The organism is Amycolatopsis sp. NPDC059021, from assembly GCF_042739895.1.
Classification (GTDB): domain Bacteria; phylum Actinomycetota; class Actinomycetes; order Mycobacteriales; family Pseudonocardiaceae; genus Amycolatopsis.
This window is the reverse complement of sequence record NZ_JBHYIQ010000039.1, coordinates 57,239-81,071: the sequence shown is the minus strand read 5'-3', so window position 1 is coordinate 81,071 and position 23,833 is coordinate 57,239. Positions and strand designations below refer to the sequence as shown.

General features: G+C 69.6%; 25 protein-coding genes. 10 read left to right on the top strand and 15 right to left on the bottom strand.

Annotated elements, in window-relative coordinates; all coding sequences use genetic code 11:
* Positions 1-360: 360 nt before the first annotated feature.
* From hsaB to ACFWX1_RS23265, 5 genes are read right to left on the bottom strand one after another with little or no spacing between them, the layout of a single operon-like run.
* Positions 361-903 carry a 3-hydroxy-9,10-secoandrosta-1,3,5(10)-triene-9,17-dione monooxygenase reductase subunit gene (gene hsaB / locus ACFWX1_RS23285; RefSeq protein ID WP_378390524.1) on the bottom strand — a complete coding sequence of 181 codons (543 nt, stop codon included), beginning with the start codon at positions 901-903 and terminating at the stop codon, positions 361-363.
* Entirely contained in the window at positions 900-1,814 is a 915-nt protein-coding gene (hsaC, locus tag ACFWX1_RS23280; RefSeq protein WP_378390522.1) for an iron-dependent extradiol dioxygenase HsaC, read from the bottom strand. The genes hsaB and hsaC overlap by 4 nt, the downstream gene beginning before the upstream one ends.
* On the bottom strand, positions 1,814-2,653 hold the full coding sequence (hsaD, locus tag ACFWX1_RS23275) for a 4,5:9,10-diseco-3-hydroxy-5,9,17-trioxoandrosta-1(10),2-diene-4-oate hydrolase (RefSeq protein WP_378390532.1): 840 nt from the start codon (positions 2,651-2,653) through the stop codon (positions 1,814-1,816). The genes hsaC and hsaD overlap by 1 nt, the downstream gene beginning before the upstream one ends.
* The gene (gene hsaA, locus ACFWX1_RS23270; RefSeq protein ID WP_378390520.1) at positions 2,653-3,828 is read right to left on the bottom strand and encodes a 3-hydroxy-9,10-secoandrosta-1,3,5(10)-triene-9,17-dione monooxygenase oxygenase subunit; all 1,176 of its coding nucleotides are present in this window, start codon (positions 3,826-3,828) and stop codon (positions 2,653-2,655) included. Before hsaA ends, hsaD begins: the two co-directional genes overlap by 1 nt.
* 36 nt (positions 3,829-3,864) lie before the next feature.
* Positions 3,865-5,466: an FAD-binding protein gene (locus tag ACFWX1_RS23265; protein WP_378390518.1), complete on the bottom strand. Its 1,602-nt coding sequence runs from the start codon at positions 5,464-5,466 to the stop codon at positions 3,865-3,867.
* 99 nt (positions 5,467-5,565) lie between these two features.
* On the opposite strand from ACFWX1_RS23265, the gene kstD reads away from it, so the two are divergent.
* From kstD to ACFWX1_RS23240, 5 genes are read left to right on the top strand one after another with little or no spacing between them, the layout of a single operon-like run.
* Positions 5,566-7,242 carry a 3-oxosteroid 1-dehydrogenase gene (gene kstD, locus ACFWX1_RS23260; protein ID WP_378390516.1) on the top strand — a complete coding sequence of 559 codons (1,677 nt, stop codon included), beginning with the start codon at positions 5,566-5,568 and terminating at the stop codon, positions 7,240-7,242.
* A complete protein-coding gene (locus ACFWX1_RS23255; RefSeq protein WP_378390514.1) occupies positions 7,239-8,399 on the top strand; it encodes a Rieske 2Fe-2S domain-containing protein in 1,161 nt (386 codons plus the stop codon). The genes kstD and ACFWX1_RS23255 overlap by 4 nt, the downstream gene beginning before the upstream one ends.
* A complete protein-coding gene (locus tag ACFWX1_RS23250; protein WP_378390512.1) occupies positions 8,396-8,659 on the top strand; it encodes a hypothetical protein in 264 nt (87 codons plus the stop codon). Before ACFWX1_RS23255 ends, ACFWX1_RS23250 begins: the two co-directional genes overlap by 4 nt.
* Positions 8,652-9,692 carry a 2Fe-2S iron-sulfur cluster-binding protein gene (locus ACFWX1_RS23245; protein ID WP_378390510.1) on the top strand — a complete coding sequence of 347 codons (1,041 nt, stop codon included), beginning with the start codon at positions 8,652-8,654 and terminating at the stop codon, positions 9,690-9,692. Before ACFWX1_RS23250 ends, ACFWX1_RS23245 begins: the two co-directional genes overlap by 8 nt.
* A gap of 55 nt (positions 9,693-9,747) precedes the next feature.
* Positions 9,748-10,614: a MaoC/PaaZ C-terminal domain-containing protein gene (locus tag ACFWX1_RS23240; protein ID WP_378390508.1), complete on the top strand. Its 867-nt coding sequence runs from the start codon at positions 9,748-9,750 to the stop codon at positions 10,612-10,614.
* Between the two features lie 5 nt (positions 10,615-10,619).
* On the opposite strand, the gene ACFWX1_RS23235 is transcribed toward ACFWX1_RS23240, so the two are convergent.
* Positions 10,620-11,426: an ArsR/SmtB family transcription factor gene (locus tag ACFWX1_RS23235; RefSeq protein WP_378390506.1), complete on the bottom strand. Its 807-nt coding sequence runs from the start codon at positions 11,424-11,426 to the stop codon at positions 10,620-10,622.
* A 111-nt stretch (positions 11,427-11,537) separates the two neighbouring features.
* On the opposite strand from ACFWX1_RS23235, the gene ACFWX1_RS23230 reads away from it, so the two are divergent.
* From ACFWX1_RS23230 to ACFWX1_RS23220, 3 genes are all read left to right on the top strand, one after another.
* Complete coding sequence (locus ACFWX1_RS23230; RefSeq protein WP_378390504.1) at positions 11,538-12,311, top strand: MerR family transcriptional regulator; 774 nt, start codon at positions 11,538-11,540, stop codon at positions 12,309-12,311.
* 38 nt (positions 12,312-12,349) lie between these two features.
* Positions 12,350-13,531 (top strand): alpha/beta hydrolase family protein, encoded by a 1,182-nt coding sequence (locus tag ACFWX1_RS23225; RefSeq protein ID WP_378390502.1) that lies wholly within the window; start codon positions 12,350-12,352, stop codon positions 13,529-13,531.
* A gap of 105 nt (positions 13,532-13,636) precedes the next feature.
* Positions 13,637-14,101, top strand: coding sequence for a riboflavin kinase (locus ACFWX1_RS23220; protein WP_378390500.1), 465 nt, complete (start codon positions 13,637-13,639; stop codon positions 14,099-14,101).
* A gap of 12 nt (positions 14,102-14,113) precedes the next feature.
* On the opposite strand, the gene ACFWX1_RS23215 is transcribed toward ACFWX1_RS23220, so the two are convergent.
* From ACFWX1_RS23215 to ACFWX1_RS23185, 7 genes are all read right to left on the bottom strand, one after another.
* Complete coding sequence (locus tag ACFWX1_RS23215) at positions 14,114-15,103, bottom strand: pentapeptide repeat-containing protein (RefSeq protein WP_378390498.1); 990 nt, start codon at positions 15,101-15,103, stop codon at positions 14,114-14,116.
* Complete coding sequence (locus ACFWX1_RS23210; protein WP_378390496.1) at positions 15,100-15,681, bottom strand: DUF5134 domain-containing protein; 582 nt, start codon at positions 15,679-15,681, stop codon at positions 15,100-15,102. Before ACFWX1_RS23210 ends, ACFWX1_RS23215 begins: the two co-directional genes overlap by 4 nt.
* Before the next feature lie 199 nt (positions 15,682-15,880).
* Positions 15,881-17,050 carry a lipid-transfer protein gene (locus tag ACFWX1_RS23205; protein ID WP_378390494.1) on the bottom strand — a complete coding sequence of 390 codons (1,170 nt, stop codon included), beginning with the start codon at positions 17,048-17,050 and terminating at the stop codon, positions 15,881-15,883.
* The gene (locus tag ACFWX1_RS23200; protein ID WP_378390492.1) at positions 17,047-17,451 is read right to left on the bottom strand and encodes a MaoC family dehydratase; all 405 of its coding nucleotides are present in this window, start codon (positions 17,449-17,451) and stop codon (positions 17,047-17,049) included. The genes ACFWX1_RS23205 and ACFWX1_RS23200 overlap by 4 nt, the downstream gene beginning before the upstream one ends.
* Positions 17,448-18,365 (bottom strand): bifunctional MaoC family dehydratase N-terminal/OB-fold nucleic acid binding domain-containing protein, encoded by a 918-nt coding sequence (locus ACFWX1_RS23195; RefSeq protein ID WP_378390490.1) that lies wholly within the window; start codon positions 18,363-18,365, stop codon positions 17,448-17,450. The genes ACFWX1_RS23200 and ACFWX1_RS23195 overlap by 4 nt, the downstream gene beginning before the upstream one ends.
* A gap of 20 nt (positions 18,366-18,385) precedes the next feature.
* Positions 18,386-19,558 carry an acyl-CoA dehydrogenase family protein gene (locus tag ACFWX1_RS23190; RefSeq protein WP_378390488.1) on the bottom strand — a complete coding sequence of 391 codons (1,173 nt, stop codon included), beginning with the start codon at positions 19,556-19,558 and terminating at the stop codon, positions 18,386-18,388.
* A 7-nt stretch (positions 19,559-19,565) separates the two neighbouring features.
* On the bottom strand, positions 19,566-20,630 hold the full coding sequence (locus ACFWX1_RS23185) for an acyl-CoA dehydrogenase family protein (protein ID WP_378390486.1): 1,065 nt from the start codon (positions 20,628-20,630) through the stop codon (positions 19,566-19,568).
* 87 nt (positions 20,631-20,717) lie between these two features.
* On the opposite strand from ACFWX1_RS23185, the gene ACFWX1_RS23180 reads away from it, so the two are divergent.
* Both ACFWX1_RS23180 and ACFWX1_RS23175 read left to right on the top strand, forming a co-directional pair.
* Positions 20,718-21,602, top strand: coding sequence for an alpha/beta fold hydrolase (locus ACFWX1_RS23180; protein ID WP_378390484.1), 885 nt, complete (start codon positions 20,718-20,720; stop codon positions 21,600-21,602).
* Positions 21,603-21,650: 48 nt separating this feature from the next.
* The gene (locus tag ACFWX1_RS23175) at positions 21,651-22,796 is read left to right on the top strand and encodes a serine hydrolase domain-containing protein (protein ID WP_378390482.1); all 1,146 of its coding nucleotides are present in this window, start codon (positions 21,651-21,653) and stop codon (positions 22,794-22,796) included.
* A 1-nt stretch (position 22,797) separates the two neighbouring features.
* On the opposite strand, the gene ACFWX1_RS23170 is transcribed toward ACFWX1_RS23175, so the two are convergent.
* Positions 22,798-23,337 carry a Uma2 family endonuclease gene (locus tag ACFWX1_RS23170; protein ID WP_378390530.1) on the bottom strand — a complete coding sequence of 180 codons (540 nt, stop codon included), beginning with the start codon at positions 23,335-23,337 and terminating at the stop codon, positions 22,798-22,800.
* A gap of 117 nt (positions 23,338-23,454) precedes the next feature.
* Positions 23,455-23,808, bottom strand: coding sequence for a hypothetical protein (locus tag ACFWX1_RS23165; protein ID WP_378390480.1), 354 nt, complete (start codon positions 23,806-23,808; stop codon positions 23,455-23,457).
* Positions 23,809-23,833 lie beyond the last annotated feature (25 nt).

The window sequence follows — 23,833 nt, the reverse complement described above, 5'->3', positions numbered from 1 at the left end:
CGCAAGAACCGCGTCCACGTCATCACCGCCATCCGCGACGCCATCACCGGAAACCCTTGGCTACCAACAAACACCACAATGACCTGAACAGTTACCTCCACGGTACGGCCGAACATGCGTGCGAAACATCACACGAAATGATGAATCACCCTAAAACTACTGTCCACAAAGGACCAAATCCGCAGGAAACCGTTACCCGGAAAGCGAAACACCGAATTTTTATCAGCCAAAGCGCACCCGATTCCGGGTTTTTCTGCTTAACAGAGCGAAAAGGATGAGCTGAAGTGACGCCGCTGCCCCTTGAGTGAGTCGTCGGCGGCCGCGCACGGGGACAAGGAACACGCCGGGGCCACCCGGAATTCAGAGCCAGTCGTCCGGACGAGGCCAGGGCATGAGAGCCGACAAAGCGTCGGGCACCGGCTCGGTGACCGTGTAGCGCCCTCGGTGGAAGAGCAGCGGCCGGGCGTCGGAGACGTCGCCGAGCGCGGTGACACGGCCGATGACGACGTAGTGGTCGCCTGCCGTGTGCACCGCTTCCAGAGCACAGTCGATCCAGGTCAGGGCGCCGTTCAGCAACGGGGCGCCGGAGGGCGCCGGTGTCCAGGGCGCCGCGGCGAACTTGTCGGCGCCGCGGGCGCCGAAGACGGCGCTGATCTCCTGTTGGTCCTCGGCCAGCACGTTGACCGCGAAAACCCCGGCCGCTTCCAGCACCGGCCACGTCCGAGATGTCCTGGCGGGACAGAACAACACCAGCGGCGGATCCAGGGACAAGGCGGCGAACGACTGACAGGCGAAGCCGGCCGGTGCGGTCCCGTCGTGACCGGTGATCACGGCGACGCCCGTGCAGAAGTGCCCGAGCACGGACCGGAATCGTGCGGCATCGATCTCGGTCACGGCGGTCATGACGACCCCGGTGGCCGGGCACCGACCGAGAAGTCATGGCCCCACAACGAAACCGCGGTGCTTTCGCGGGCGATCCAGCTTTCGTCGTCGACCTGACGCCCCTCGCAGCCGAACTCCACGTCGAAGCCGCCCGGGGTCTTCATGTAGAATGACAGCATCAAGTCATTGACGTGCCGTCCGAGGGTCGCCGACATCGGGATCTTGCGACGGATCGCACGGTCCAGACACAGCCCGACATCGTCGGTGTTCTCGACTTCGACCATGAGGTGAACGATCCCGCTCGGGGTCGGCATCGGCAGAAACGCCAGCGAGTGGTGCCGTGGGTTGCAGCCGAAGAAGCGCAACCACGCCGGCGCGCCGTCGGCAGGACGGCCGACCAGCTGCGGAGGCAGCCTCATCGAGTCGCGCAACCGGAAACCCAGGACGTCGCGGTAGAAGTGCAGCGCGGCGTCGTCATCGTGAGTGGAAAGGACGACATGCCCGAGCCCCTGCTCTCCCGTCACGAAGCGATGTCCGTACGGGCTGACGACCCGCCGATGCTGCAACGCGACGCCGTGGAAGACCTCCAGCTCATTACCCGAAGGATCCACAAAGGACACCAGACCGTCGACCCTGCGGTCGGCGAGCTGCTCGGGGGTTCCTTCCTTGTATGGCACGGAATGCGCGTCCAGCCGGTCGCGGATCTCGTCCAGTTCCCCCGCGTTGGCCACTTCCCAGCCCGCCTGCGCGAGCCGGTCCTTCTCACCGGGGAAGACGACCAGCCGCGCCGGGAAGTCGTCCATCCGCAGGTACAGGGCATCCGGATCGGTGCCGCTGCCTTCGACCATGCCGAGCACCTTGAGCCCGTATTCCCGCCACGCGGCCATGTCCGTGGCCTCGATACGCAGGTAGCCCAGTGAACGGATACCCATCACGCACTCCCCAGGAAATCGAGGGCGAGCCGGTTGAACTCGTCGAACTTCTCCAGCTGCGCCCAGTGCCCGCAACCGCCGAAGACGTGCAGTTGCGCGCGCGGGATCGTCTTGAGCGCGAGCAGCGCGCCGTCGAGCGGGTTGACCCGGTCCTCACGGCCCCAGATCAGCAGGACCCGCTGTCGCAGCCGATGCGCCTCTCGCCAGAGCATGCCCTCCTCGTAGGAGCCGGGCAGCATGAACGACTTGCCCATCGCCCGCATCGCGGCCAGCGACTCCGGAGTACTGGCGGCGGCGAGCCGCTCGTCGATCAGCTCATCGGTGACCAGCGCCTGGTCGTGCACCATGATCCGCAGGAACGCCTCGAGGTTCTCGCGCGTGGGAGCACCACCGAACCGCGAAAGGTTCTTGACGCCCTCGGTCGGGTCGGGTGCGAACACGTTGACGCTCAGCCCGCCCGGCCCCATCAGCACGAGCCGCCCGGCGCGCTCGGGATGGTTCAGCGCGAGCCGCACCGCGGCGCCACCGCCCAGGGAGTTGCCGACGAAATGCGCCCGTTCGATGCCGAGCGCGTCCATCAGCCCGGCGACAGCGTCGGCACTGTGGCGGAAGTACTGGGGATGCTCGGTGGGTTTGTCGGATCGTCCGAACCCGGGCTGATCGACCGCGATCACCCGGTACGACTTGGCGAACACCGGAAGGTTGCGGCCGAAGTTGCTCCACGCCGACGCGCCGGGCCCGCCGCCGTGCAGGAAGACCACCGTCTCCGGATGCTCCGCCCCGGCCTCGTGATAGTGCAGCTTCAACCCGCCCGGGGTTTCGACGTACTTGCCCTCCATCACACCATCGCATTCTCGACGGGCAGCCCGAAGGCGCCGGTGCCGAACATGACGTACGCGCGCTCGGCGTCGTTGGCCGCGTGCACGCGACCCGCGTGCGCGTCGCGCCAGAATCGCTGGATCGGCGTACCGGCCTGCAACGCCCGGCCACCGGAGTTCTCGAAGAGACGGTCGATCGCCGAGATGGCGCGCTCGGTGCCGCGGACCTGGTCCCGGCGCACACGCAGCCGCGTGCTGAACGGGAGCTTCTCGCCACGGCAGGCCAGTTGGTAGAGCTCGTCGATGTTGTGCGTCAGCTGGAGCCACGCGGCGTCGATCTCACTCGCCGCCTCGGCGATCCGCACTTTGCTGAAGGGATCTTCTTTGGACTGCTCACCGGCGTACGCCGCCCGCACCCTCTTGCCCTGGTGCTCGACGTGCGCGTCGTAGGCGCCTTGGGCCATCCCGATGATCGGCGCGGTGATGGTGCTCGGATGCACCGAACCGTACGGGAGCTTGTACAGCGGTCCGGGGTTGACCTCCTGCCCCGGCGTCTTGCACTTCGACGTCGCCATGAAACTCAGCGCGCGGTGCTGCGGGATGAAGACGTCCTCCACGACGATGTCGTTGGAACCCGTTCCCCGCAGGCCGACCGTGTCCCAGACGTCCACAATGGAGTAGTCCGAGATCGGCAGCAGGTAGGTGCAGAAGTCGACCGGCTTGCCGTCGGCGAACGCGGGCCCGCCGAGCAACACCCAGGTGCAGTGGTCGCAGCCGGAGGAGAAGCTCCAGCGGCCGGTGAGCCGGTAGCCGCCGTCCACGACGGTCGCCTTGCCCATCGGCGCGTAGGAGGACGAGATCCGGACGTCGGTGTCGGCGCCCCAGACCTCTTCCTGTGCCTTCCCGTCGAACAACGCGACGTGCCACGGATGCACACCGAGGATCGAAGCGACCCATCCGGTGGACCCGCACGCGCTCGCGATGAGCTTCACCGCGGTGTAGAAGCTCACCGGGTCGGCCTCGACGCCACCGTACTGCTTCGGCTGCAACAGCTTGAAGAATCCGATCTCCTGCAAGGCTTTGACCGACTCCTCGGGCACGCGGCGCGCGTCCTCGGCTTCCTGCGCCCGCTCCCGCAGGACCGGGAGCAGCTCACGGACCCCGGCGATCACCTCGTGGGCGGTCTGCTCGCTCATGCACTGTCCCTCTCTCGTGTTCAACCGAACCCAAGACTAGAACACGTTCTCGTTTTTGTCGAGAACTCCCTGGGCAAGAGCACTGTTGATTCCCGCGCGACGCCCGGAAAACACGCAGTCCGCGAGCGAGAGACCGCTCACATAGGACCTAGAACAGATTCCCACCGCGGTACGGCCGGCCGCGTACAGGCCGGGCACGGCACGCCCGTCCGCGCCGCGCACCGCGCCGGTGTCCTCGTCGACCGCCAGCCCGCCCAGCGTCAGCATCGGACACGGATAGCCGAGGTTGGGTTTGATGGAGACGTCGATGAGCGAGTACGGCGGCATGTCCAGGGGCCGGGCGAACTCGGCCGGTTTCCCCGTCGGGTCGGGCCCCGTGCGGTAAGCCTCGACAGTGGCCAGCAGCCCGTCCGGGTCGACACCGGCCTTACGGGCGACTTCGGCGAGGGTGCCCCCGGTGACCCGGCCGCGGCGCAGCAGATACCGCAGTTGCAGCCATTGGAACCACTGACTCTGCGATCGCCCGTCGCGCCGCGCCTCGGCCACGATCTTCTCGTCCACCAGCAGCCAGCCGCGGCCGCCGTGCGCGGCGATCATCCGCTCGCCGATCGCCGCGCCGTACCGCGATTCGTCGATGATCCGGCCGCCGCCGGCGTCGACGAGGATCCCGCCGAGGAAGGCCGCGGGCGGCGTGAGGAATCGCCACGCGGAGATCCGGTCCAGCCCGGCGGTCGCGGCACCTGCCTCGACGCCCAGCCGGATGCCCGACCCGTCGTCGGCCGAAGTCCCGAGCGCGAGCCCGCCCCGGTAGCCGGGCGCGTGCTCGCGCACCATCTCCCGGTTCGCGATGAACCCGCCCGCCGCGAGGATCACCCCGCGACGCGCGGAAATCCGCAGTTCGCGCCCGTATCGACGTTCCAGCCGAGCAGCACGGAGATGCAGCGCCTTACGCAGCGCGGGCACGTAGATCCCGGGCTTCGCGGCGTAACGCGCGAGACGTCGATGCGTCGAGCGAACCCACACGGGCGCGTCGCGCAGCGTGTCGACGACCACGCCGGTGACCGCGCCCTGGTCGTCGACCGTCAACGACCTGGCGTGCGCCTGCGGAAGAACGCGCACGCCACGGCGTCGCACGGCGTCGGCGAGCCGGGCGAACAGGAGCTTTCCGGACGTACCAGGGCCTTTGACCCGATGGCCGCGGGGCGCGGGTTTCGCGACATCGCGGAATACTTCGGCGGCCTCGCTGCCGGAGTAGTAGAGGTAGTGGTCGTCGGAGGGATAGGAGGTCTTGTACGGGCACAGGCTGCCCTCGAACGGGACGCCGTTGCCCTCCAGCCACGTGATCATGTCCCGGCTCGACGCGCAGAACCGCCGCAAGGTCTCCTCGGACACGACGCCGCCGGTCTCCAGACGCAGGTAGTCGAGCATCGCGTCAGGCGTGTCTTCGACGCCCGCGTCGAGTTGCTGTGCCGTCCCGCCCCCGGCGTAGACGACACCACCGCTCACCACGCTCGCGCCACCACCGGAGAACCGGTCGAGCACGAGCACGTCGGCGCCGGCGTCGGCGGCTTCGATCGCCGCGCACGCGCCTGCCGCACCGAACCCCACGATCACCACGTCCGCGACGAGTTCGTCCATGGCGACTACCCTAGAACTGAAACACGTTCTCGTCTATGGTGACGAGGATAGCTCCGAGCAGGCCAAGAGTCCGATGGAACACGTTCCAGGTGAGGTGGGATGGAAAACCAGTTCGACGTGGTTGTGGTCGGCAGCGGCGCCGCCGGGATGACCGCAGCCCTCGCCGCGGCCCACCTCGGCCTCGACGTCGTCGTCGTAGAGAAAGCTTCCCGCTACGGCGGTTCGACCGCACGCTCCGGTGGAGGTGTCTGGATCCCGGGCAACCACGCGCTGCGAGCCGCCGGGATCGACGAACCGCCGGAACGCGCCCGCGAATACCTGTCGTCGATCGTCGGCGACGTCGTCCCGGCCGAACGCCGCGAGGCCTATCTCGCACGCGGCCCCGAAGTACTCCAGTTCGTCTGCGAGCACTCGCCCTTGCGCTTCCGCTGGGTACGCGACTACAGCGACTACCACCCCGAAGCGCCCGGCGGACGCTCCGGTGGGCGGTCGGTCGAACCCGCCGCGCTCGACGGCCGGGTGCTCGGTCCCGAACTCGCGAATCTCGAGCCGCCGTACAGCGCTCCCCCGCTCGGTGTCCCGCTCACCCAGGCGGACTACCGCTGGCTGAGCCTCATCGCCCGGCACCCGCGCGGCATCCTGCGGCTGTTCGGGCTGGGGATGCGGTGGCTCGCCGGGCGTGTCCGCGGACAGCGCCAGCTCGTGATGGGCCAGGCACTGGCCGCCGGACTGCGGGCGGGCCTGCAGCGCGCGAACGTCGGCGTCTGGCTCGACACGCCGTTGCTCGACCTGCGCACCGAGGGCGACAAGGTCACCGGCGTGCTCGTCCGCCGCGACGGCGTCGAGTCGCTGTTGCACGCGCGGCGCGGCGTGATCCTGGCCTGCGGCGGGTTCGAGCACAACGAAGAGATGCGGACGAAGTACCAGCGGGCGCCGATCGGGACGGAATGGACGGTCGGTGCCAAGGCCAACACCGGCGACGGCATCACCGCCGGGCTGAAGCTCGGCGCGGCGCTCGATCTGATGGACGACGCGTGGTGGGGCCCGTCGATGCCGCTGACCGGCGGCCCGTGGTTCGCACTCGCCGAGCGCTCGCGGCCGGGGTGCCTCATGGTCGACGCCAGGGGCGAGCGGTTCGTCAACGAGTCCGCGCCTTACGTCGAGGCCGTGCACGCGATGTACGGCGAGGGTGACGGGCCGGGCGAGCACATCCCGACCTGGCTGGTGTTCGACCAGCGCTACCGCGACCGGTACATGTTCACCGGGCTCGGCCCCCGGCAGCCGCTGCCGGGGCGGTGGTTCAAGGCCGGGATCGCGGCGAAGGCCTCGACACTGGCCGAGCTCGCCGAACGTATCGACGTCCCGGCCGAGGCGCTGACCTCGACGGTGTCGCGGTTCAACGGCTTCGCGCGGCGCGGCGTCGACGAAGACTTCCACCGCGGGCGCAGTGCGTACGACCACTACTACGGCGACCCGCGCAACCGGCCCAACCCGAGCCTCGGACCGCTGGACCGGGCACCCTACTACGCGGTGAAGATCGTGCCCGGCGACCTCGGCACCAAGGGCGGGCTGCTCACCGACGAGCACGCCCGTGTCCTGCGCGAGGACGGTTCGGTCATCGCCGGGCTGTACGCGGCGGGCAACACGAGCGCGGCGGTGATGGGCCGCACCTACGCCGGGCCCGGCGCGACGATCGGGCCCGCCATGGTGTTCGGCTACCTTGCGGCCGAGCGGCTGGCACACGAAGATCAGGGGACCACGGAGGTTGAGCGATGACGCAGGCACCCAGGTCAGGCGGCGAATCCGTCCGCGCGATCGACGCCGGGGCACCGCCGGCGCGGTTCGCCCGCGGCTGGCACTGCCTGGGCCTTGCCGAGAGCTTCCGCGACGGGAAACCGCACGCCATCTCGGCATTCGGCGAGAAGCTCGTCGTGTTCGCCGACTCGTCGGGCAAGCTGAACGTGCTGGACGGCTACTGCAGGCACATGGGCGGGGACCTCACCCAGGGCACGGTCAAGGGTGACGAGATCGCCTGCCCGTTCCACGACTGGCGCTGGAACGGCAAGGGCAAATGCGTGGCGATCCCCTACGCCAAGCGGGTTCCGCTGCGGGCACGGACCCGGTCCTGGCTGGTGATGGAGGAGAACCAGCAGCTGTTCGTCTGGAACGACCCGGAGGGCAACCCGCCGCCCGACGACGTCGTGATCCCGCGGGTCGAGGGCGCGTTCAGCGACGAGTGGAGCAACTGGTCGTGGGACTCGATCCTCATCGAGAACGCGAACTGCCGCGAGATCATCGACAACGTCGTGGACATGGCGCACTTCTTCTACATCCACTACGCCTTCCCGACGTACTTCAAGAACGTCTTCGAAGGCCACATCGCCACGCAGTACCTCAACACCAAGGGCCGCCCGGACAAGGGCATGGCGTCCAACTACGGTGGCGAGGAGAACCTGCTGCGCTCGGAGGCGTCCTACTTCGGGCCGTCGTACATGATCAACACGCTGCTCAACACCTTCCAGGGCTTCGAGATCGAGAACGTGCTGATCAACTGCCACTACCCGGTGACGGCGAACTCCTTCGTGCTCCAATGGGGCGTGATGGTGAAGAAGATGCCCGGGATCTCCGACGAACACGCCGACAAGATCGCCGAGAAGCTGGCCAAGGGCATCGGCGTCGGGTTCCTGCAGGACGTCGAAATCTGGAAGAACAAGACCCCGATCGACAATCCCCTGCTGTGCGAGGAGGACGGCCCGGTCTACCAGTTGCGGCGCTGGTACGAGCAGTTCTATGTCGACGCGGCCGACGTCACCGAGGACATGACGCGGCGATTCGAGTTCGAGGTGGACACCACCAGGGCCAACGAGGTGTGGGCCGCCGAGGTCGCCGAGAACCTCGCCAAGCAGCGCGCCGAGGAAGAGGCGGGCGTGTGAAGGCCGAGACCGTCGAGTTCCTGACCGCCGGGCTGCGGCCGCACGAATGCCGCAGCTGCGGGACCTGTGTGCTGGTCAAGAAGAACAGCATCCAGCACACCAGCATCCAGTGGACCACCGACGCCGGGCGCAGCTGCCCGGTGTTCGCCGAGCAGGCGGCGAGTGGTGCGCAGACGGCGCTGCTCGACACCTGTTCGCGGCTGTCGGAGAGCATCGACGACGCGGTGCGGGACGGAACTCTGGCGGTCTCCGATGGCTGACCGTTACACGGTGACCGTCGCCGACGTCGTCACCGAGACGGCCGACGCGCGGTCGATCGTTTTCGAGATCCCCGCCGAGCACGCGGACGCTTTCGCTTACACCGCGGGACAGTTCCTCACCTTGCGGATCCCGAGCGAGCGGACCGGATCGGTGGCGCGCTGCTATTCGCTGTCCAGCGCGCCGCACGAGAACCGGGTCCAGGTGACGGTGAAGCGCACGGCCGAGGGCTACGGCTCGAACTGGGTGTGCGACGAACTGCGGCCCGGGATGCGGATCGAGGTACTCGCGCCGTCCGGGGTGTTCTCCCCCGGTTCGCTCGACGAGGATTTCCTGTTGTTCGCCGGGGGAAGCGGGATCACGCCGGTGATCTCGATCCTGAAGACGGCGCTGCAACACGGGTCAGGCCGGGTCGTGCTCGTGTACGCCAACCGGGACGAGCGGTCGGTGATCTTCGCCGGGGAGCTGGCGGACCTGGCCGTGAAGTACGCGGACCGGCTGACGGTGCTGCACTGGCTGGAAAGCGTTCAGGGACTCCCCACGGCGGACCAGCTCCGTTCCCTGGTCGCGCCGTACGGTTCACACGAGGCGTTCCTCTGCGGGCCGGCGCCGTTCATGGACGCCGCGCGGCAGGCACTGTCCGCATTGGACGTTCCCCGTAGCCGGGTACACGTGGAGAAGTTCAGTTCCCTCACGGGAAACCCCTTCGAGGTCGCCGAACCCGCTCCCGCTCCCGCCGACAGCTCGGACGACTCCGACGAGCCCGCCCGGTTGACCGTCACCCTCGACGGCGAGACCCGCGAGATGAGCTGGCCCCGCCGCCGGAAGCTGCTGGACCACCTGCTGGAGCAAGGCCTCGACGCGCCGTACTCGTGCAGGGAGGGCCAGTGCAGCGCCTGTGCGTGCCGCCTGGTGTCGGGTGAGGTGAAGATGCTCGAGAACCAGGTACTCGACGCCGAGGACATCGCGGACGGCATCGTGCTGGGATGTCAGTCGCTCCCCCTCACCGACGAGGTCGAGATCAGTTACGAATAGCAATGAGACCGAACCCAGCCGGTTCGGTATCCACTAGCGCTGTAGGGAGTCACGCGTGCCCATCGATCCCGCTGTCGCCATCGGCGCCGATCTCGGCGAAGTCGGCTTCGCCTGGACGTCGTCGGACGTGCTGCTGTACCACCTCGCACTCGGCGCCGGCGCGGATCCCGTGGACGAACGGGAACTGCGTTACACGACCGAACGCGACCTCCGGGTGATCCCGACGTTCGCCACCGTCGCGGCGAACCTGCGGGTGTTCGACCCGCCGGCGGTGTCGTTCCCCGGCGTCGAGATCGACCTGGCGAAGGTGTTGCACGGCAAGCAGGAGATCGAGCTGCACCGCCCGATCCCGGTCGAGGGCAAGGCGGTCGCGCGGTCGCGGATCGCCGACGTCTTCGACAAGGGCAAGGCCGCCGTCGTGGTCCAGGAGACGGCCGTGACCGGCGAGGACGGAAGTCCACTGTGGACGGCGAGGTCGAGTATCTTCGCCCGCGGCGAAGGCGGCTTCGGTGGCGAACGTGGCCCGTCCGACCGCGTGGAGTGGCCCGATCGTGCCCCGGACGCCGTCCTCGACACACCGACGCTGCCACAGCAGGCGTTGCTGTACCGCCTGTGCGGCGACCGCAACCCCCTGCATTCCGACCCGGAGTTCGCCCGCGCCGCCGGCTTCGACCGGCCGATCCTGCACGGGCTGTGCACTTACGGCGTGGTTGCGAAGAGCGTGATCGACGCTTTCCTCGACGGCGATCCCGGCCGGGTCCGGTCCTTCGGCACGAAGTTCGCCGGCGTGGTCTTCCCCGGCGAGACGTTGCGCACCCGGGTGTGGCGTGAGGACGACCGGCTGCTGGTCACCACCACCGCACCGGAACGTGACGACGCGCCGGTGCTGGCGGACACGGTGCTGGTTCCGACCTCGGCGTGACATCCTCAGCGTGATGCCGCGGGTTCGGGCGTGGGCAGGGTTTCGCCGGTCTCCAGCAACGTCTTGAGGCTCGACAGCAGTTGCGGCCAGCCGCCACTGACCGCCGACAGGACGATGCTGTCCGGCTCGAAGTCGTCGTGCACGACGGTGAGCTTGACCAGCGCCCCCTGCTGTTCGAGCGTGAAAGTCACCTTGGACCGAGGTTCGGCGGCGGCCTTGGCGCGGAACTCCTCGCCCAGCCCGTGGGTTTCGGCGTGCTCCTTGGTGAACGTGTGCCAGCGGTAGGACAGCCTGGTGTAGGGCTCGGCCTCGAGGACGACCTGCTCGGGGTCGGCGATCGTGAACTCCGGTTCGACCCACGCCATCGTCGAGCCGGGCTTCCAGTCGGTCTCGAACGTGGGCCCCCAGTAGCGGCGGGTGAACGCGGGTTCGGTCAGCGCCTGCCACAGCTTCTCGGGCGTCGTGGCGATGTAGGTCGTGTAGACGAATTCGGGCTTGCTCATCGGTTCTCCTTCGAGTGCCTTCTTCAGATCGGCGAGGGCGTCCACCCGCGCCTGGTGGTAGCGATTGATCCACCGCTCGGCGAGCGCGTTGATCGGCTCGGCGTTGAGGTAGTGCAGCTTTTCCCGGCCCCGCCGCACGGTGGTCACGAGATTCGCCGCCTCGAGCACGGCCAGGTGTTTGCTGACCGACTGCCGTGCCATCTCCAGCCCCGCGCACAGTTCGCGCAGCGTCTGGCCGTTGTGGGCGTTCAGGCTGTCCAGCAGCGCGCGGCGGCTGCCGTCGGCCAGCGCCTTGAACACCTCGTCCATCCGTCACCTCACATAGGCAGCCAATCGGCTGCCTGAACTATAGGCAGCCATCTGGCTGCATGTCAACCGGAGCTTGAACCTCCCGCTACGTGAGGTCCTATCGTGGTCCTCATGAGCGGAACCGGGGGCGCTGACCAGCGACGATGGAGTGTCGGCGCGCTGGCCAAGGCCACCGGCTCGACCGTGCGCACGCTGCACCACTACGACGAACTCGGGTTGCTGCGGCCCAGCGAACGCACCCGGTCCGGGCACCGCCGGTACACCGAAGGAGACCTCCACCGGCTGTACCGGATCCGGCTGCTGCGGCAGCTCGGGATGTCGCTGGAGGAGGTCGGTGGTGTGCTGGCCGACCCCGGTGCCCTGCACGACGTGCTCGACCGCCGTCTCGAGGAGATCGACGACGAGGTCTGGCGGCTGAACGCGCTCGGCCGCCAGATCCGGGGACTGCTGGAGCAACTGGACGACGCGCGGCTGTGCCCGGACACCGGCGAGCTGCTCACCCTGCTGGGCCGGACCAGCCTTTTCGACGGGTACATCACCCGGGAGCAACGCGACCTGCTGGACGAACGCGCCGGCGAACTCGGCGACGACGGGCGGAAATGGCTCGACACGGAATGGCCGCAGGTGCTCACGAAACTCGCGGAGCATTGCCGCGCCGGCGATCCGGTGGATTCGCCTGAAGTGCTACGAACGCTGCGACGGCTGTTCGTGGTGCTGGACATGTACACCGGCGGCGATTCCGGCCTCAAGGAGTCGGTCGCCCGGTTCTTCCGGGAGCAGGGACTCGGTGTACTGCAAGACGTGGCGCCCGAGGATTTCGCAGTCGGCGACGAGTTGTGGGATTACGTGGCGAAAGCCTACGCGGCGGCGTTGTCCGCCGGATGAAAACGGGCGGGAAACCGTCCACACGCCGAGGGGAAGAAATGTTCCGAAGATTCGCGCTGCTCTTTTCCGTCCTGTTCCTGGCGAGCACCGGGGTCGCACACGCGGCCGGCCGGTTCGTCCCGCGGCTCCCGGCACCGACCGGCCCGCACGCGGTCGGCGTCACCGATCTGCACCTGGCAGACCCCGTTCTGCCGGACCCGGGCAGCCCGACCGGCACCCGCGAAGTGATGGTGTCGGTGTTCTACCCGGCCGCGGACATCCACGGCTACCCGGTCGCCCCGCAGATGACACGCCAGGCCGCGGCGTGGTTCGCCACCACCGACACGGTGTTCCTGCACCCGGAGCTTTCGTCCACAAAGGACAAGGTGGACTGGGCGGCCACGCTGACGCACGCGCACACCGGCGCGCCCGCGCGGCCGGGCCGTCACCCGGTACTCCTCTACAGCCCGGGTTTCGGGGATCCGCGCACGCTCGGCACCGGCCTCGCCGAGGAACTGGCCAGCCGCGGATTCGTCGTGGTGACCCTCGACCACCCCGGCGAAACGAGCATCGTCGAGTTTCCCGGCGGCAGGACGCGCGACATCCGGGAGCTGAACGGCCGCGATCCCGGCACGGATCCCACGGCCTTCCGCGCGATGATCGCGACCCGGCTCGCCGATACCCGGCTGGTGCTGGACAACCTGGAAATCCTCGCCACGGGCGGGAATCCGGACGCCGAACACCGCGCGCTGCCGGAGAACCTGGGCAGTTCCCTGGATCCGCGCAGGATCGGGATGTACGGGCATTCGGCGGGCGGGACGACCGCGGCCGAGGCCCTGCACGAGGACCGGCGGATCGACGCGGCGGTCAACCTGGAAGGTTTCCTCGACTATCTCCCGGATCGGCCGGGACGAACCGGGGAACCGCTGCCGGTCGTCCGCGACGGCGTCGACCGTCCCCTGCTGTTGTGGGGCACCGACGGCTACCGCACCGAGCGGTACGACCGCGCGTGGTCGGCCATGCTCGCCCGCTCGCCCGAGTGGACGTGCCGTCGTCAGCTCGGCAACGCCACGCACTGGGTGTTCACCGACTTCGGCGCCATGGCCCCGCAACTGGAGGCCGCGGGCCTCATGACCGGTGCGCAACGGAAGTCGCTCATCGGCGCGATCGGCCCGGCGGTGTCGGTACCCGCGGTGCGTGACGGCGTCCGGTCGTTCTTCGCGCGGAACCTGCGACGCTGACGGCCTGCCGTGAGTGCCGGGTGTCCACACCCTGGTCGCCTGGCACCGGCCCCGCCGCCCCCGGTTACGGTGGTGGCAGGGCAACGACAGCAGGACGGACGACAGATGCCAGACGAGCAGGACTTCTTCGTGGTGCGCGGCCAGGTCGAATCCGGCGACAAGCGGGGGCGGGAGCTGGGCTTCCCCACCGCCAACATCGCGCTGCGCGATCAGGACGGCGCGGTCGGCGACGGGGTGTGGGCGGGCTGGGCCGAACGCGCCGACGGCACCCGCGTCGCCGCCGCCGTCTCCGTGGGCCGCCGCCCGACCTACTACGGCGCCGACGGCTACCGGCTGCTGGAGGCCCATCTGCTGGACTTCGCGGGCGACCTGTACGACGAGGTGCTGACCGTCTGGCTCGGCAAGCATCTGCGCGACCAGAAGGCGTACTCCTCCGCCGAAGAGCTGATCACGGCGTTGAAGAACGACGTCATCGCGGCCGCGGCCTGGACGGCCGAGAACCCGGCGGCGAACCTGCCCGACCCGGGCGACCCCAAGCCCGGCGAGGTCCGCAGGCTCCCCCGCGGCTAGCCCGGACGATGCTCAGCCGGCGTCCTCGGTGATTCCCCGTGCCTGACGCCGTTCCCGGTCGAAGCCGTCCGGCCAGACGGTGCTCGCGTCCGCTCTCGCCCCGGCCAGCACCGTGCGGTCGAGCCGCGCATCGGTCAGGTCCGCGCCGCGAACGTCCGCGCCACGGAGGTCCGCACCGCTGAGATCGGCGTGCCGCAGGTTCGCACCCCGCAGGTGAGCCCGGCCGAGGTTCGCCTCGGCGAGGTGGGCGCGTTCGAGATACGACCGGCGGAGGTCGGCGGAGGTCAGGTCCGCGTGTTCCAGGTGTATCCCGGCGAGGACGGCGCGCGCGAGGTTGCTGTAGCGCAGCTGGGCGCCGCCGAGCCGGGAATCGCGGAGCGCCACGCTGCGCAGGTCGACCCGGGAAAGGAAGACGACCGGCTGGTTCCACGAGGCCGGACGGCGGCCGAGCACGCCCATGGCGACCTGGATGTCGGGCGCGCGGACGCGCATCCAGGGCAGTTGCTCGTCCACCTCCTCGGTGGGATGGGCCGGCCCGTCGGGAGAACCGGCGGGCCAGGGGCTGTGGTTGCGGACGAACGCGCCCAGCATGAACTGGATCGTGTCGCGGTCCGCCGGGGAGTTCCGCGCGATGCGTTCCAGCGCGTAGAGCCCGCCGATGCGCACGTCCTGGTTGTCGCTCCCGATCTGGTCCACGGCGCGGGTGAACCGTTCGGTGAGCTGCCCTTCCCGGTTGACGTGGACCTGCCGCCAGGTCGCCCCGGCGCCCGCGACGACGAGCAGCCCGGCGGTGAGCTGCAGCAGGGTCGACCGGACGCCGTTCTGCAGTTGCGACTGCTCCTGCCGCAGGCGTATCCGCGTCTCCGCGGCGGGGATCGCGCTGAGGTCCGCGTCGGTCAACGGCGGGAACAGCACTCCCGGCACCCAAGCCAGGCTGACGAGCACGACGCCGAGAAAGAGCACCGCGCCGGCCACCACGCCCCACAGCACTCTTCGCGTCACAGGGCGGCGATGAGCATGTAGCCCATGCCCAGGCCCATGACGCCCCGGCACACCGCACGCGAGGTACGGCCCTCGACGTCGCCGGGCCGCAGCGCGCGGATGGCCGTGAGGACGGCGTCCACCACGAAGTACGCGGCGGCCGCGATCAGGACCGGCCACGCCGCGCCCGCCGAGAAGTCCATTGTGGACATGTTCAGCCACGGGCCGTGCGTGCCCGAGCCGTGCGGCATCGCGGTCACCAGGTAGAGCATCACGACGGCGGACACCGCGTGGTGCCCGCAGGCCGGATGATCATGGACGCCACCGCCGTGCTCGCGCCGGGCACGCCACCAGGCGAGGCCGGACCAGCCCGTGACGAGCACGAGCACCGCCTGCCACCCGGCGGCCGGGATCGGCCCGCCGACCGGCGAGAACATCGCGATCATCGCGACGACGAACAGCAGTTCGGCCAGGTCTCCGTTGCGGACCGTCCGGCCGAGCCGGATGTAGTCGAGCCGGGTGAGACGCAGCACGCAGGGCAGGACCAGCACCACGAAGACCCCGGTCAGGATCCAGTCCACCGCGACGAGGCCGTGCACGCGGTCCGCCTAGCCGGTTCCGGTGGCACGGCTCGCGCCGGCGTACGGGTTCCGTCCGGGCATGCCAACCTCGCCGTGTGTCGCGGAGTGATCCGCTCCACCGTGACACCGGCCGCCTCCCGGCACCAGCCGTCATTGCGGTGAATCCGTTGGCCCACTCGATGGACGGCCGGGCACACGAACCGGATATGCGTCCCGGCTAATCTCCCGTCAGGACCAGCCCGCTCGTCGGGACGCCGGTGCCCGCGGTCACCAGCACCCGCGCGGCGCCGGGAACCTGGTTGACCGCGCTGCCGCGCACCTGCCGCACGCCCTCGGCGATGCCGTTCATGCCGTGGATGTACGCCTCGCCGAGCTGGCCGCCGTGCGGGTTGAGCGGGAGCTTCCCGTCCAGTTCCAGCGCGCCGTCCGCGATGAAGTCCTTCGCCTCGCCGCGCCCGCAGAAACCCAGTTCTTCCAGCTGCATCAGCACGTACGGGGTGAAGTGGTCGTAGAGCACCGCGACGTCCACATCGGACGGTCCGAGCCCGGACTGCGCCCACAGCTGCCTGCCGACGACCCCCATTTCAGGCAATGCGGCGAGGTCGTCGCGGTAGTAGCTGGTCATCACGTACTGGTCCGGCCCGCTGCCCTGCGCGGCCGCCGAGATCACCGCGACCGGATGCGGCAGGTCGCGGGCCCGCTCGACGCTGGTGATCACCAGCGCGACACCGCCGTCGCTCTCCTGGCAGCAGTCGAGCAGATGCAGCGGTTCGGCCACCCAGCGGGAGGCCTGGTGCTCTTCGAGCGTGATCGGGCGGCCGTGGAACCACGCGTTCGGGTTGGTCGCCGCGTGTTTGCGGTCGAGTACCGCGATCCGGCCGAAGTCCTCGCTCGTGGCGCCGTAGTCGTGCAGGTAGCGGCGGGCGACCATGGCGACGGTCGCGGCGGGCGTCGCGATGCCCATCGGGTAGTGGAACGCGTTGTCCACACCGGACGAATTGACCTGGCCGGCGGCCGCGGACGACACCTGCCCGAACCGGTGCCCGGACCGTTCGTTGAAGGCGCGGTAGGCGACCACGACGTCCGCGACGCCGGTCGCGACGGCCATCGCCGCCTGCTGCACGGTCGCCGCCGCGGCCCCGCCGCCGTAGTGGATCCGGCTGAAGAAGCTCAGTTCCGGGATGCCGAGTTCGCGGGCCACCGCGATTTCGCTGTTGCCGTCCATGGTGAACGACACCAGACCGTCCACATCGGACGGGGCGAGCCCGGCGTCGGCGAGGGCTTGCGAGACGCACTCGGCGGCGAGGCGGAGTTCGCTGCGGCCCGAGTCCTTGGAGAACTCGGTCGCGCCGATCCCGGCGATGGCGGCCTTTCCGGAAAGGGTCACGACGCACCGCCCGGCATGGTAAGTTCCACGGTTCCCGTCACGTGTTCGCCCAGACTGTCCACAGCGGACACCGAGAGCACGACGTCGGCGCCGTCGCGTTCGATCACCCGCCCGGTAAAGGTGAGCGTGTCGTAGGCGTAGCACGGTACGCCGAGGCGGATCTTGATCGAGCGCACGAGCGCCTCCGGCCCGGCCCAGTCCGTGACGAAGCGCTGCACGAGCCCGGTGTCGGTGAGGATGTTGAGGAAGATGTCCTTGGAACCTCTGGCGACCGCCGCATCGCGATCGTGGTGGACGTCCTGGAAGTCCCGGGTGGCGAGCGCGGTGCTCACCACGAACGTCGGCGTCGCCTCGATCCTCAGCGGCGGCAGTTCGGTACCGACCGTACAGTCCACAGTCATCGCGCCACCTTCCACGCGGGCAACGTCAGCTCGTCGTCGATCCGGACGAACGCGGCCTCGACTGGAAGTCCGATGTGGACGTCGTCCGGCGAGGCGTCGAGCAGTTCGGCCATCACACGGACGCCCTCCTCGAGTTCCACGAGCGCCACGACGAACGGGAGTTCCTTGCCGGGCACGGGCGGGTGGTGGTGCACGACGTAGCTGTACACCGTTCCCCGTCCACAAGCGACGACGTAGTCCGGCACGGTGTCGAGCGAGCCGTCCGGCGGCATCGGACCGGGCGGATGCCGCAACGTCTCGCCCCAGCGCTGGATCCGCAGTTCCCCCGCTTTCAGGCCCTCCCAGAAGAACTCGGTGTCCTTGCTGATCACCGGGCGCAACACCGGTGCCTTCACGGCGGGGGCCGGTGCGGCGCCGGGCGGGCGGAACTTGAGGACCCGGAACACCATGTCCGCCACGGCTTCCTCGCCCACATACCAGGTGGTCCGCGTCGTGACGAACCAGCCTTCGCCGAGTGCCGTGCGCTTCGGGCCGACGACGTTCTCCAGCTTCGTCGTGGCGGCTACGTGCTCGCCGTGCCGGAGATAACGGTGGTAGGTCTGTTCGGAGTTCGTCGCCACCACCGAGGTGAACCCCGCCTGGTCGAGCACCTCCATCATCGCGCCGAGCGGATCGTCGGCCGCGCGCGTTCCGTGCAGGCCGTTCATCGTCCACACCTGCGCCATCGCGGGCGGCGCCACGAGTCCCTTGTGGACACTGCCGGCGGCGAACCCCGGGTCCGTGTACACCGGGTTCCGATCGCCGAGCGCTTCGACCCAGTTGTTCACCATCGCCTGGTTGACCGCGTCACGCGCGAGCCGTGGCGAGGATTCCCCTTGTGCGGCAATGCGCTCGGCCGCTTCTTGCACATCCATGATTCGCTCGCAAGCTTCGTTCATCGCGGCACCCTCGGCAGCCCGAGACCGGCGGTGGCGATCAGCTCGCGCTGGATCTCGCTGACCCCGCCGCCGAACGTCAGCACCAGGTTCCGCTTGGCGAGGACGTCCAGGAACTCGGCCAGCGCCGCCGTTTCCGGCTCGGCCGGATCACCATGGCGTGCCACGATCTCCTCCAGTCTCCTGCCGATCCGCTGGATCCGTTCCGAGCCGAACACCTTCGTCGCCGAGGCGTCCGCCACGGCGACCGGCGCGCTCGCGGAAGACGCCGCGACCTGCCAGTTCAACAGCTCGTTGACCCGCGCGGTGGCCAGCGCCTCGGCCAGCACCGCCCGGACGTCGGGCAGGTCGAGCAGCGGCGTCCCGTCCGGGGTCTCGCGCGTGGCGGCCCAGGCGCGGACCCGGTCGTACAGGCCGCCGATCCGCCCGGCGGGGCCGAGCATGACGCGTTCGTGGTTGAGCTGGGTGGTGATCAGCTTCCAGCCCTCGTTCTCCTTGCCCACCAGCATGTTCGCGGGCACGCGGACGTCCGAGTAGTAGGTCGCGTTCACGTGGTGCGCGCCGTCGCAGGTGATGATCGGCGTCCAGGAGAAGCCGGGATCGCGCGTGTCGGCGATGAGGATCGAGATGCCCTTGTGCTTCGGCGCGTCCGGCACGGTGCGCACCGCGAGCCAGATGTAGTCCGCGTCATGCGCTCCGGTGGTGAAGATCTTCTGGCCGTTGACGACGTATTCGTCGCCGTCACGCACCGCCGTCGTGCGCAGCGAGGCGAGGTCCGTCCCGGCCTCCGGCTCGGTGTACCCGATCGCGAAATGCACCTCGCCCGCCAGGATCTTCGGCAGGAACAGGGCTTTCTGCTCCTCGGTACCGAAGGCCTGCAGCGTCGGCCCGACGGTCTGGAGCGTGACCGAGGGAAGCTGGATCTCGGCGCGCGCGGCCTCGTCGACGAACAGGTGCTGTTCGATCTCCCCGAAGCCGCGGCCGCCGTACTCCTTCGGCCAGCCGACGCCGAGCCACCCGTCGCGGCCCATCCGCCGCACGAGCTCGCGGAACATCGGGCCGTGCCGCTCACGCAGCATTTCCCGGCGCTCCTCCGGGCTGAGCAGCCCGGCGAAGTACTTCCGCAGTTCGGCCCGCAGCGCCTGCTGCTCGGCCGTCAGTTCGACATGCATCCGATGCTCACCCCGCCACTCGTTCGCCGAGCCTGCCGAGCCGGTGCGCGGCCCCGCCGACCGCACGGGCCAGATCCTTGACCGCCGACGAATACCGGTGCAGCGGATAGGTTTCGTCGACGCCGACGCCGCCGTGCAGATGGTGGCAGATCGCCAGCGCGGCCGGCGCTTCCTCGGCCAGCCAGTACGCGGCGACGTCGAGATCGGCGTCCGCGTCCAGGCCCTGCGCGAGCCGCCACACCGCCGACGTCGCGGCGAGGTGCACGGTCCGCGACGCGATGTAGACGTCCGCGATCTGCTGGGCCACCGCCTGGAATGTCGCGAGTGGACGGCCGAACTGCGTGCGTTCCCCGACATGCCGGGAAGTCAGGGCGAGCGCGCCCGCGAGCAGGCCGTCGCCGAGCGCGACCGCGCCGGCGAGCGCGAACCGGTGCAGGGCCGCGACCGCTTGTCCCCCACCGGATTCGGTGAGCAAGTCCGCTTCGGACACCGCGACGGCGTCCAGTTTCACCGTGTATTCCGGTGTCTCCGAGGAATTCCGCGACGCGGTGAGCGTGACGCCGTCGGCGCGCGGATCGACCAGGAACACGCCGGTGCCGCCGGGCATCGACACCGGGGTCAGGATCCGCGCGGACTCGGCCGCGTAGGGCACGGCCGTCTTGACCCCGTCGAGCCGCCAGCCGCCGTTCGCGGTGGCGGTCGTCGCGGGCCGGGCGGTCAGCGGGGCGGACGGTTCGTGCAGGGCCGCGGTCAGCAGCGCCTCCCCCGTCGCGACCGGCGGGAGCAACGCGGCGCGTTGCTCAGGGCTGCCCAGCGCGTCCACCGGCAGGACACCGAGTGCCAGCGCGGGCAGCGCGGGCACGGGCGCGGCGGCCCTGCCGGCCTCGGTGAGCACCTGGGCGACCTCCGCGACGCCGAGCGCGTCACCGTCCAGGTCGGACGGCAGCGCGAGCGCGAGCAGCCCGGCCTCGGCCAGCGCGTGCCACACGCTGCCGGGGTCGCCGTCCTTGCCGAGCACCTTCGCGGTGAGCGCGATGATCTCGGTCTGCGTATCGTCAAGGGTGAAGTCCATCCACCGCCTCCGGATGGGCGTAATATTGAAACCTGTTCTAGTCTTAGCCGGAACGGGCGGGATCGGCAACCCCCGGGGAGAGGGCGTATGGACCGCGGCACCATCTCCGACGCCGGCTGGCTGGTCACGCGACGGCTGGTGACGATCCCGCCGACCGCGGGCGTGCCCGACCCGAAGCCGCTCACGCTGCCGGGCCGGGGAGAAACCGTTTTCGTCGACGTCGGGCCGCGCCACGCGCCCGCGATCGTGCTGCTGCATTCGGTCGCCTGCACCGGCTTGCTCACCTGGTATCCGGTGCTGGAGCGGCTTTCGGCGCGGTACCGGGTGGTGGTGTTCGACCAGCGCTGGCACGGCCAGGGCATCCGGTCAGCGCAGTTCCGGCTGGCCGATTGCGCCGAGGACGTCGTCGCGGTCGCCGACGCTCTCGGGCTGGACACCTTCGCCGTCGGCGGTTACTCGATGGGCGGGATGGTCGCCCAGCTCGTCGCGCACGCAGAACCAGAACGTGTTTCAGGTCTCATCCTGTGCTCGACCGCGAGCAACTTCCGGCGCGGTGTCCGCCAGCGTGTCGCGCTCGACGTCTTCGGCCGCGCGCTGACGCGGTTCCGCGAGAGCGCGCGCATCGGCGCCGTGCCGGGCGAGCCCCGGCGGGCGCGGCTGGCCCGGCTGGAGGATCACCGCTGGGCGCTGGCCGAGTTCCGCTCCACCAGCGCCTGGGAGATCGCGGTCGCGATCGACGAGATCGGCCGGTTCGACTCGCGGCCGTGGCTGCCCTCGATCCGGCAGCCGGCGTCGGTCGTGGTGAGCAGCCGCGACCGGTTCATCGCCCCGGCGCATCAGCGGACCCTCGCGCGGCTCATCCCCGGCGCGGCGAGTTACGAGATCCCGGCCGGGCACGCCGCGTGTGTGCTCAACGCGAAGGAGTTCGTGCCGGCGGTCATGGCCGCGGTGACGTCGGTCCACGCCCGCTGACGGTGCCGCGCGCTAGTCTTCCGGCACCAGCGAACCTTGGGGGTAGTGGTGACCGATCTGCGTGATGTCCTGGAGAAGCACGTCGGCGGCGCGGGGGCGCCCGGCGCGGTCGCGCTGATCGCGCGCGGCGACGAGACCGAGGTGGTGGCCCTCGGCTCCCACGACGTCGAAGGCACCACCGCAATGGCGCGGGATTCGATCTTCCGCGTCGCCTCGATCACCAAGCCGATCGTCGCCGCGGCGGTCCTGACGCTGATCGAGGACAGCCTCGTCGCGCTGGACGACCCGATCGGGAAGTGGCTCCCGGAGCTGGCGTCCCCGAGCGTCGTACGGACCCCGGCCAGCCCGGTCGAAGACGTGGTCCCGGCCACCCGGCCGATCACCGTGGCCGATCTGCTCGATTTCCGGGCCGGGTGGGGGTTTCCGGCCGATTTCTCCCTGCCCGCGGTGCGTCTGCTGTTCGAACAGGTGCAGGCGGACCCGCGCAACCCGGCATCCTTCCCTGCGCCGGACGAGTGGCTGGCGAAGCTGGCCCGCGTGCCGCTGCTGCACCAGCCGGGCGAGGCGTGGCTCTATAACACCTGTTCGGACCTGCAGGGCATCCTGATCGCCCGGGTCTCCGGCCGGTCGCTGCCCGAGTACCTGGCCGAACGGGTCTTCGAGCCACTCGGCATGACCGACACGGGATTCGTGGTGCCGCCGGAGAAACGTGCCCGGTTCACCCGCCTCTACGCGCCCGGCGACGACGGTCCCGTCCCGGGCAGCGCCCCGGACGACGCCTGGCACACGCTGCCGCCGTTCCCCTCCGGTGGCGGCGGGCTGGTCTCGACCGCCGACGACTGGGCCGCCTTCGGCCGGATGCTGCTGGGCGGCGGAAGCCTCGACGGACGCCGGGTGCTCTCGGCCGAGTCGGTGCGGCGGATGACGACCGACCATCTGAGCCCGGCGCAGCGGGAAGCGAGCACGCTGTTCCTGGAAGGGCAGGGCTGGGGTTACGGCGGTTCGGTGGACATCGCGGCCGTCGATCCGTGGAACGTGCCCGGCCGCTACGGCTGGGTCGGCGGCACCGGCACGACCGCGCACGTCATCCCCGCCACCGGCACGGTCGCGGTCCTGCTCACCCAGCTGGCGATGACCGCGCCGACCCCGACCCCGCTCATGCGGGAGTTCTGGCGGTACGCGGTGACGGCGTGAGTCAGTGCGGCGACACCAGGTCGGCGGGCCGGAGCGTCAGCGCGTACGGCTTCTCGAGCCGGACTTCGTCGTCGCCGCGTCCTTCACCCACCAGCGTGTAGGACTCGCCGTCGAGGTCGAAACAGCTCAGGTTCGGGACCCGCGGGTCGATCACCCAGTAGTGCGGGCAGCCCGCCGCGGCCAGCCGGGCGGGCTTGAGGTGATGGTCGATGTACTCGCTCGAGGGCGAGACGACCTCGACGGCGAGCACCGGGATCCCGACCAGCGCGCGATCGGTGAAACTGTCCCGCCTGCCCACGACGACGTCGGGGATGAGCACCGTGTGCTCGTCGAGCACGACGTCCACCGGTGCCGGGAGCACCTCGCAGTCCGCGGGGCACAGGGGGGTGAGCGCGGCAAGCAGGCGCGCGACCACCCTCTGGTGCAGCGGGCGCGGGGACGGGCTCACTAGAAGTGTCCCGTCGACCAGTTCGTACCGACGACGTTCATCGGTGATCAACTCCAGGTCCCGGCGGGTGAGACGGTCTCCGTGCGCGAACATCGGGACGGTCTCCATGCTGCCCCCACCACCTGCCAGGACGGGAATGGACTCGGCCAGCGTAGTCGTGCACGGGCCGCAGCGCTAACCAGCGCACCGTGACGACTCCGCACGACCGGCCTATTCCCCCGCCGCCATTCCCGCCATCGCCGTCACCAGGCGTGCGCACATTTCCCCCGGCCCGCCCGAACAGAGCAGGATCACCCGGAAAGGCGTCCATTCGAGTAATGATCGAGAATTCCCGATTCCGCCATTCGCTGTCGCCCCATCGGTTACTCGATCACAACCTCCTGGTCGCCTGACCAGCGATGAAACCATTTCCGGTGATCCGCCCGCGCGTTCGCGGCCATCGGCGAAGTATACCGCGAACATAGCGGGTGACTCACGGCAGGATAACGGCGAATCCGCGTTCAACCGGATTTCATCTTTTCGGTTCTCGAGCGGCGGGTAGTGGTCATCGGCGTTCACGATCACCGGCGTATTCTGGGGAGAGGCAGTT